Genomic DNA, 8,738 nt, shown 5'->3' on the forward strand with positions numbered 1-8,738 from the left:
CCGGCTCCCCTTCTCCTGTTCTGCTTGGTGTCCGCCTCCGGCCGTGCGGCCCGCGGCCCTACGCGTTCCGGTCGAGCAGCGCGAGGGTGAGCCCGCCGAGCGGCGTCACCCGGTCCGGGGCACCGTACTGGGCGCGGAGCACCTGCGCCTGGGCCGCCGGCATCGCGCCCAGCGGGTCCAGGGTGTCGCCGAGGACTACCAGCCATATCCGGGACGCCCCACCCAGACAGCTCTCCGGCTGGGGGCAGGGGGTCGGCGTGAGGTCCTCGGCGTCGTCGGCGCTCTGTGCGACGAAGACCGGGTGGGGGCGGACGCCCGAGGGCAGGTAGTAGCTGACGCCCGGCCAGGCCATCGCCCAGGACTGGTCGCCCAGCGGCGCCGCCATCCCGTCCCCGGCGCGGTAGCCGGCGGAAATCTCCCGGGCCGCCGCCTTGAACGGCTCCGCCGAGCCGTTGTGCGAACCGACGTAGCGCACCGAGGACTGCTTCGGCAGCGCCGCCACGGTCGGCACGGCGAGCAGCACGACGGCCGGCAGACCGGCCAGCACGACGGCCTGCCGGGGCTCGCGGCCGAGGCGACGGGCCAGGGCCACCACCGCGCCGTACACCGCCCCGAGGCCGCCACCCGCCAGCACCGCCCAGGCGGGCACCGTGAACAGCAGGTACCGCTCGATGAAGTAGGAGGTGTCGCTCAGCCGCGACACCAGCCAGACGGCCACCACCGGAAGCTCCGCCAGCAGCAGCGCCTGCCAGGCCGCGACGCGCCGACCGGGCAGCGCCAGGGCCAGCACCGCCAGCAGGGCGAAGGCGTAGAACACCTGGTCCACGCCGAGCAGGTGCTCGCCGAAGCGGGCGAGGCCGCGCATGGAGGGGACCGGTATCCAGCCCAGCTGCCGGTCCGACTGCCGGCTGCCCAGCAGCACCACCGGCAGCACCGGCAGCGCCGCCACCACGACCGCCAGCGGGTAGTGCCACAGCAGCCGCCGGTCCGCCTCCGCCCGGGTGCGCCACAGGTGCAGCGCGAGGAGCGCCACCTGTCCGACGACCGTGCTGAAGGAGATCAGGTGCCCGGCGCCGGCCAGCGCCATGGCCACGCAGTACGGCGCCCAGCGCCGCCAGGTCGGCCGCTCCAGAGCCCGCAGCAGGAAGTACGAGGCCGCCGCGACCGCGCAGGTCACCAGCGCGTAGGAGCGCGCCTCCTGGGCGTACCGGACGATCTGCGGGGGCACCGCGAACAGCAGCCCGGCGCCGACCGCCGCCACCCGGCTGCCGAACAGCCGCCGGGCGGTGAGCGCCACGAACGCGGCCGCCGCCGCCATCGCCAGCACGGAGGGTATTCGCAGGGAGACCGGGGAGTCGCCGAACACCGCCGTCCACCCGTGCATCAGCAGGTAGTAAGCGCCGTTGCTGGCGTCGACGTGCTGGAGCAGTCGCAGCAGGTCATCCAGTGAACGCGTGGCCACCGTCGCCGTCGCGATCTCGTCCCGCCACATGTCCGGCGTCCCCAGCCGGTACCCGCCCACCACCAGCATCGCCACCGTGGGCCACACCCACACCTGCCCCAACAGCCGGCCCACCGGGCGCACAGCAGGTCTCATCAGGTCCTTCGTCTCCTTAGCCGCGCCGTAGGCGGGGTCGGATCCCACCCTGCCCGGCAGGCTACTTGACTCGCGCTGACACCCCGTCGACCACCCGCGTCCCAACCGTCACCCCGAGCCCCACCCCCGATCCGGTACGCTGTGAGCGGCCTGGTACCACCCGGGCCCCGCCTCAGTAGCTCAGGGGATAGAGCACGGCTCTCCTAAAGCCGGTGTCGCAGGTTCGAATCCTGCCTGGGGCACAACGAACACGCAGGTCGCAGGCCCTCCGCCCCGTTTCGGGCGGGGGGCCCGCGCCGTTTCCGGACGCCTTCCGTGCGGCTCGGCCGTGCGGCTCGGCCGCCCGGGAGGGGACCGGGGCGCGGGGGTGTCAGGGGTGGCGTACCTCCGGGGGAGGAGGCGGGGCGGACGGTCGTCCGCCCCCGGTGTGATCATGAAACCGACCTCGTGCTGACTGCCCGCGGCGATCCCGTTCCTAGGCTCGACGAGACCCCTGCCGGAGCATCGCGGCCGGTCAGGGCGGACGATCCGGGGAACCATGACGACGTACCGATACACCGTGGCCGAGCTGCGCGGCCAGTTGCGCCAACTGCTCCTGAGCGGTGCCGCGATCGCGCTGGGAGTGGCCTTCCTGATCGCCTCCGTCAGCGGCAGCGGGGCTCTGGTGGACTCCTACAGCCAGACCGCGGCGGCCGAGGTCGGACCCGCCGACGTCCAGGTGACCGCGAAGACCGCGGCCGCGGGCCTGGACGCGGCCGCCGTGGAACGGGCCCGGCAGACCGCCGGGGTGGCCGCGGTGGCCCCGCGGCTGACCGGCAGGGGCGGCGTGCTGGCCGCCGACGGCCGGCCGCTCGACCGGACCGCCGCGGTCAGCGCCGTCGCCGAGGACCCGGCGCTGCGCTGGCAGTTGCTCAAGGCCGGGCATTGGCCGGCCGGCCCCGGCGAGGTACTGCTCGACACCGGGACCGCGGACCGGCTCGACGCCGCCGTGGGGGCAGAGGTGCACCTGACCAGGGCCGACGGCACCGCCGCCACCGCCCGTCTGGTGGGCACCCTGGACGAGCGGGGCGCACCGAGCCTCGCCGGGGTCCCGATCATCGGCGTGCCCGCAGGCGCCGTCGCCACCTACGCGACCGGCGTCACCACCGGCAGGCTCGACCTCAGGGTCGCCCCGGACGCCTCCCCGACCCGGACCGTCGACGCCCTGCGGACCGCCCTCGGCACCGGTGCCGAGGTGCACACCCGCGCGGCCTCGGTCACCGAGGCGACCCGGCAGAGCGGCACCATGTACGGCGTCGTGCTGATCGCCGCCCTCTCCTTCGTCCTCATCGCGCTCGCCGTGGCGCGGATGGTGGTCGGCAACACCTTCACCGTCGTCCTGGCCCAGCGGACCCGCCAACTCGCACTGCTGCGCTGCGTCGGCGCCGACCGGCAGCAGCTGCGCCGGCTGATCCGCCGCCAGGGACTGCTGCTCGGGCTGGGCGCCTCGACGGCGGGCGTGCTGCTGGGGGTCGCCCTCGGCGCGCTCGGCACGGCCGTCGTCGACGGGCTCGACCTCGGACCGGTGCACCTGTCGCTGCTGCCGTCCCCGCTGACCTGCCTGCTGGCCGGGCTGTTCGGCGTGCTGCTGACCCTGCTGGCCGTCCGCGGTCCGGCGAAGGCCGCCGCGGCCGTGCCGCCGGTCGCCGCGCTCGGCGGCGCGCCCGCGCCGACCGGCGGAGCGGCCCGGGTGCGGGCCACGGTGTGGACCTCCGCGCTGCTGGTCACCGGCACCGCGCTGCTGGTGGCCGGGGCGATGACCCCGCCGCCGCTGTCACTGCTCGCCGTCACCGTCGGTGCCATCGCCAACTTCTTCGGCGTTCTGCGGCTGGCCCATCGGGTGCTGCCCGCGGTCGTCGCCGTACTGGGCCGGCCCGCCCGGCGGCTCGGCGGTACGGCCGGGCGGCTCGCCACCCAGCAGCTGCGGCTCAACCCGGGCCGCACCGGGGCCACCGGCTCGGCGCTGCTGCTCGGCGTGACCGTGATGGTCGGCGCGGTCACCGCGCTGGACATCACCTCCCACTCGCTGGTCCCGGTGGTGTCCGCGCGCCAGCCCGGGGTCTTCTCGGCGGCCGCCACCGGCGGCGGCCCCCTGCCCGCCGGGGCGCTCGGGGCGCTCCGTGCCGAGCACGGGCTGACCGTCACCCCGGTCCGCTCGGCCACCGTCGACCTCGACGGCCGGCCCACCGTGGTCGCCGCCGTCGACGCCGCCGGGCTCAACTCCTCGACGGACGACGTGGACCGGGTCCGCTCGCTCGCCGAGGGCGAAGCGCTCAGCGGGGTCGGCGAGACCGGCACGCACCGGGCCGGCGGTGTGGAACTCCGACTCCGATCCGGCCGCAGCAGCCTGCCGTTCACCCTGCAGAGCGGGGCCACCCTGCTGGTGACGCCCGCGACCCTGGACCGGATCGCCCCCGGCGCTCCCGTCACCACGGCCTGGATCAGCCCGGCCGAGGGCGATGACCGGCCGACCGCCCGCCGTGCCCTGGACCGCGCCCTCGCCGACCACTCGCAGCTGGCCGTCACCGACACCGCCGCCCAGGCGGACACCCTGCGCTCCCTGCTGGACCGGCTGAAGACCGTCAGCATGGCCCTGCTGTCCTTCTCCGTCGCCATCGCCGGCCTCGGCGTCGCGGCCACTCTGATGCTCAGCATCACCGAACGCTCCCGCGAGATCGGCATGCTGCGGGCGATCGGGATGTCGCGCGGGCAACTGCGCCGGATGCTCACCCTGGAGGCGCTGCTGCTCTCCCTGGCCGGCGCCCTGGTCGGCACCGGCCTCGGCATCGCCTACGGCTGGGCCGCCGCCCGCTCGATCACCTCGACGATCGGCACGGTCGGCGGCCCGCCGCCGCTGCCCGTGCTGGCCGCCCTGGCCCTCACCGTCCTGGTCGGCCTGGCAGCGGCCGTCCTCCCGGCCCGCCGGGTCGGCCGGATGAGCGCGGTGACGGCGATGCGGGCTTCGTGAGCCCGGCGGAGGCCCGGACCCGGTGCCGCGGGCGGTTCTGCTCGGCCTGACCGCCTCCGCTGGTTCCGTTCCTTCCGTTCCTTCCGTTCCTTCCGTTCCGCCCGCGACGCGGCACACGGCCTCGCGGTCGCCGTCGGTGTGCCGGGCACGGTGGACGGAGTTCGGTCGGAGCGGGCCGGGCCCGGTGGAGGAGTCCTTCCGGCCGGCTGGGGCGAGTGGGGGCGGATGACGCAGGACCCGGGGAGGGGCCGTCGCCGAGGCGCCCGGCTCGGCGGCCGGACGTCGGGCCGGACATCGGGCCGGACATCGGGAGGCCGGGGCGGCCCCGTTCCACCGGGCGGCCGACGGGACGGCGGTGGGACGGCGGTGGTGGCTTCCCGGTCGGACGGCCGCCGGGGTGCCCGAGGCTGGGGCTGCGGCGGATGTCGGGTTCAGGAAGGGGGGACCGGGCCCGGCCGTCGCGCCGTCGCGCCGATGCGCCGTCACGCCGATGCGACGGCCGGGCGGCGCGCGGAGCCGGTGACACCCGGGGGAGCGTTCAGCGGACCGTTTCGTCCGGCCGATCGGCGGGATCGCCCAGGCCCTGGCCACGCGGGCCCTCGTTGCGCGGGTCCTCGCCGCGCAGGCCGTCCTCGTGCAGGCGGTCCTCGCGCGGGCCTGCCGCGCCCAGGCCCTCGGTGCCCAGACCGAGTCCCGGCCCGTCCTCGTCGCGCGTCGTGGCACCTGCCGCCGGCCGGCCGCCCGACACGATGACCCGCTGGACCCGGGGCCTGGTACGCCAGTTGACCCGCCGTACGTCCCGGGCGAGTGCGCCGGGGCGCCAGAGCTGGATCGCGGCGGTCACGGCGCCCAGCACGATCCCGGCGGCCAGCCAGCCGGCCAGGACGTCGCTGGGCCAGTGCACCCCGAGCGCGACCCGGGTCCAGCCGATGGTCAGCACCGTCACCGCCGCCACCAGCGAGGCGGCGGTCCGGCCGCGCCGGTGGACCCGGTACCAGAGCAGGCCGACCAGGACGGCGCAGGTGATCGCGGAGGCCATGGCGTGCCCGGAGGGGAAGGCCGGTCCGCCCGCGTGCGAGACCGGGTCGGTGAAGGAGGGGCGGCGGCGGTCGAAGGCCAGCTTCAGGGCCCACTGGGCGCCCCAGCCGACCAGTGTCTGGGCGGCCACCCAGCCGGCCAGCACCCGCGCGCCGATCAGCCAGAGCCATCCGGCCGCGATCCCGAGCAGCGTACGCATCGTGACGGTGCCGCCGATGTCCGAGAGCGTCTGCACCGAGGCGGTCCAGATCCGGTGTTCCCGGGCGTAGGTGTGGAGTTCGTCGATCCATTCCTGGTCGAAGCGGGCCAGTGGACGCCAGTGGCCGGTGACCAGGACGGCCAGGAGGCCGAACAGCGCGGCACAGCCCAGCGCGAGCGCTGCGTCCCGAAGGAGACTGCGGTTACGCGCAGTGGCGACGGTCGTGCTGTTGGTCAGGTGCATGGCTGACACCTTCCCAGTGTCCTGTGCCGAGCGAGGGCCGGAGTGATAGCGATTCGGCATCGTTTGTGAGGAGGACCTGCGTGCGTCGGGGTGGGGGTCCGGGTGGAAGGCGGGGCATCCGGGGAACGTCCATGGCCGTTCGCGGGTTCAACGGGTGGGCGGCGAACGCGTGAGGGTCGGGTGAAGAAACCATTCCCGGGGCGGCCGTCCGACGGCGCGGAACGTGCCCGGGTGGTCACCGAGCGTCCGTGGCCGGGGTGAAAGTCGGCAGGATACTTCATCGCCGGCAAGAAACTGAGCGACTTGGGAATGTTGTCCGGATTCTGTTCGTTGGATCGTTACGTGTGAGCCCCCAGGGGCCCGCACTTCTTGCCCTCGCGGGGCAGGCAGGCAGACCTCGGCAACACCAGCAAAGGGAGCAAGCATGGCCACCCGTGCCGTCGTTCGCGACAGGGCCGACCGGAGTCGCGCGGCCCGCCCGACCAATCTCGAAGCCGACCGCGACCTGGTCGGCATGTACCTCGACGAGATCGCCAGGACACCCCTGCTCGATGCTGCCGAGGAGGTCGAGCTCTCGCTGCGGATCGAGGCCGGCGTGTACGCCCAGCACCTGCTGGAGGAGGGCGGACTCCCCGACGGCGTCACGCGCGAGGAGCTGGAGGCGATAGCCGCCGACGCCGAGAGCGCCAAGGACGTCTTCATCCGCTCGAACCTCCGGCTCGTCGTCGCCGTCGCCCGGCGCTACCCGCGCAGCGGCCTGCCCCTGTTGGACCTCGTCCAGGAGGGCAACGCGGGCCTGGTGCGCGCCGTCGAGAAGTTCGACTACGCCAAGGGTTTCAAGTTCTCCACATACGCGACGTGGTGGATCCGGCAGGCGATCACCCGGTCCATCGCGGACCAGTCCCGCACCATCCGGCTGCCCGTGCACCTCGTGGAGGAGCTGGGGCGGATCCGGCGGGTCCAGCGGGAGAAGTCCAAGGAGCTGGGCCGCGAGGCGGAGCCGGCCGAGATCGCGGCCGAGCTGGACACCACCGAGGCCCGGATCAAGGACGTGCTGGACTGGGCGCGCGACCCGGTCAGCCTCAACATGTCGGTGGACGACGAGGGCGAGACCCAGTTCGGTGACCTCGTCGAGGACACCGGGGCCACGTCCCCCGAGGACGCCGTGATGGTCATGCTCCGCCGGGAGGAACTGGACGGCCTGATCGGGCGGTTGGACGACCGCACGGCCTCGATCATCCGCTCCCGCTACGGGATGGAGGACGGCCGTGAGCGCACCCTCACCGAGGTGGGCAAGCAGCACGGCCTCACCCGTGAGCGGATCCGCCAGATCGAGAAGCACGCGCTGGCCGAGCTGAAGAAGATCGCCGACCACGCGGGCTTCGAGGCCGCCTGACGTAGCGGCCGGCCCAGCGGTCGGGCCCTCCCAGCGGTCGAGCCCTCATCGGGCCCCGGCGCGGAACGCTCCGCACCGGGGCCCGAGGCGTTCCACGGGGCTCTTAGGCTGGAGGGAAGGGACGAACGACGGAGTGGACAGCGTGAGCGAGCAGGGACGGGAAGAGAACCAGGACGAGGGCCGGAACGAGGCCCGGGAGCCGGGGAAGGCCGCCGCGGACAAGGCCCGGCTGGTCTTCCGGGACCCGTTGGACCAGCAGTCCAGGGACGACACCGACTCCGGCTGGGGCGACCGCCCCGGCGCCGCGGAGGGTGGTGGGCGGGGGCTGGACTGGTACCTGAGCCAGCGCCCGCCGCACCACGGGGACTGAGTGACGGGGGACGGGGACAGGGGCGGGGACGGGGAGGCGCCGGGGCGGACGGCGCCCGTCGGTCAGCGCAGCGGCGCGACGAGCGCGTCGCGGATCTCGGTGAGCAGTTGGACCTCCTTGGCCTCGGCCTCCGCCGCCTTCTCGGCGGCGGTCTTGCGGTGCGCGGCCAGCCTGTTCATGGGCACGATCAGGACGTAGTAGACGAAGGCCGCGGTGATCAGGAACTGGAGCACGGCGCTGAGCACCGACCCCCACAGGATGAGGATTCCGGACGTGACCTCACCGGTCGGGCCGAGCTCGCAGGGCCCCTTGAGACAGGAGCTGTAGGACGCGAGGTCCTTCGGCCCGAAGGCGCCGACGATCGGATTGATCACGCCCTTGACGAAGGCGTTGACGATGTTGGTGAAAGCCGCGCCGATGACCACGGCCACGGCGAGTTCGACGACGTTTCCACGCAGCAGGAATTCCTTGAAGCCCTTCATGCCGCCTCGAACGACGAGGTCGTTTCCGGGTTACGGGTGATCTTCCGTAGCTCCGGATTGACAACCCGTCCGGCCCAGCGAACCGCCTGAGGGCGGCGGCAGCCCCGCCCGCGCGGGCCCCAGCGCCAGCGCGGCCGCCACCGCGAGCAGCACCAGCGCGGGCGCCCCGGCCCGCCGCCGCACCGCACTGCGCCAGCGGTGCCACCCGCCGCAGCCGCGCCGGATCGGCGGGAAGCTCGGCAGCTCCTGCCGGGGCGGCACGGTGGGGGCGGGCAGGGGGAGGGAGAAGCTCACGGTCGTCATCGAGGTACCTCCGGAGTGCAGGTGACCCGGCCCCTCGCGGACCGGATGACCCACACGATGGGCGTTCCCGGCGAACTCGGAAAGTGCCTTCCCCGGACCTGTG

7 protein-coding genes and 1 tRNA gene are annotated in these 8,738 nt (G+C 74.3%); 4 read left to right on the plus strand and 4 right to left on the minus strand.

Annotated features, from left to right (window positions below; translation table 11 throughout):
• Positions 1-58 precede the first annotated feature (58 nt).
• Positions 59-1,597: a glycosyltransferase family 39 protein gene (locus ACFRMQ_RS33755; RefSeq protein WP_380734577.1), complete on the minus strand. Its 1,539-nt coding sequence runs from the start codon at positions 1,595-1,597 to the stop codon at positions 59-61.
• 169 nt (positions 1,598-1,766) lie between these two features.
• On the opposite strand from ACFRMQ_RS33755, the gene ACFRMQ_RS33760 reads away from it, so the two are divergent.
• Both ACFRMQ_RS33760 and ACFRMQ_RS33765 read left to right on the plus strand, forming a co-directional pair.
• Positions 1,767-1,839: transfer RNA gene (locus tag ACFRMQ_RS33760), tRNA-Arg, on the plus strand.
• 296 nt (positions 1,840-2,135) lie between these two features.
• The gene (locus tag ACFRMQ_RS33765) at positions 2,136-4,604 is read left to right on the plus strand and encodes an FtsX-like permease family protein (protein WP_380734578.1); all 2,469 of its coding nucleotides are present in this window, start codon (positions 2,136-2,138) and stop codon (positions 4,602-4,604) included.
• A gap of 538 nt (positions 4,605-5,142) precedes the next feature.
• Here the strand turns inward: ACFRMQ_RS33765 and ACFRMQ_RS33770 are convergent.
• Positions 5,143-6,084: a phosphatase PAP2 family protein gene (locus ACFRMQ_RS33770; protein WP_380734579.1), complete on the minus strand. Its 942-nt coding sequence runs from the start codon at positions 6,082-6,084 to the stop codon at positions 5,143-5,145.
• A gap of 424 nt (positions 6,085-6,508) precedes the next feature.
• Between ACFRMQ_RS33770 and ACFRMQ_RS33775 the strand changes: the two genes are divergently transcribed.
• Positions 6,509-7,480 carry a sigma-70 family RNA polymerase sigma factor gene (locus ACFRMQ_RS33775; RefSeq protein ID WP_380734580.1) on the plus strand — a complete coding sequence of 324 codons (972 nt, stop codon included), beginning with the start codon at positions 6,509-6,511 and terminating at the stop codon, positions 7,478-7,480.
• A 142-nt stretch (positions 7,481-7,622) separates the two neighbouring features.
• Positions 7,623-7,850, plus strand: a complete 228-nt coding sequence (locus ACFRMQ_RS33780) for a hypothetical protein (protein WP_380734581.1) — start codon at positions 7,623-7,625, stop codon at positions 7,848-7,850.
• 62 nt (positions 7,851-7,912) lie between these two features.
• Here the strand turns inward: ACFRMQ_RS33780 and mscL are convergent, their stop codons facing one another.
• On the minus strand, positions 7,913-8,332 hold the full coding sequence (gene mscL / locus ACFRMQ_RS33785) for a large conductance mechanosensitive channel protein MscL (RefSeq protein ID WP_380734583.1): 420 nt from the start codon (positions 8,330-8,332) through the stop codon (positions 7,913-7,915).
• A 30-nt stretch (positions 8,333-8,362) separates the two neighbouring features.
• Positions 8,363-8,635, minus strand: coding sequence for a hypothetical protein (locus tag ACFRMQ_RS33790; protein WP_380734584.1), 273 nt, complete (start codon positions 8,633-8,635; stop codon positions 8,363-8,365).
• Between the last annotated feature and the right edge of the window lie 103 nt (positions 8,636-8,738).

Source organism: Kitasatospora sp. NPDC056783, assembly GCF_042789895.1.
Taxonomy (GTDB): domain Bacteria; phylum Actinomycetota; class Actinomycetes; order Streptomycetales; family Streptomycetaceae; genus Kitasatospora.

What these genes read in the sequence shown, in the direction of transcription:
- ACFRMQ_RS33755 (WP_380734577.1), bottom strand. Translation starts at nt 1,597, where the DNA reads ATGAGACCTGCTGTGCGCCCGGTGGGCCGGCTGTTGGGGCAGGTGTGG.
- ACFRMQ_RS33765 (WP_380734578.1), top strand. Translation starts at nt 2,136, where the DNA reads ATGACGACGTACCGATACACCGTGGCCGAGCTGCGCGGCCAGTTGCGC.
- ACFRMQ_RS33770 (WP_380734579.1), bottom strand. Translation starts at nt 6,084, where the DNA reads ATGCACCTGACCAACAGCACGACCGTCGCCACTGCGCGTAACCGCAGT.
- ACFRMQ_RS33775 (WP_380734580.1), top strand. Translation starts at nt 6,509, where the DNA reads ATGGCCACCCGTGCCGTCGTTCGCGACAGGGCCGACCGGAGTCGCGCG.
- mscL (WP_380734583.1), bottom strand. Translation starts at nt 8,332, where the DNA reads ATGAAGGGCTTCAAGGAATTCCTGCTGCGTGGAAACGTCGTCGAACTC.
- ACFRMQ_RS33790 (WP_380734584.1), bottom strand. Translation starts at nt 8,635, where the DNA reads ATGACGACCGTGAGCTTCTCCCTCCCCCTGCCCGCCCCCACCGTGCCG.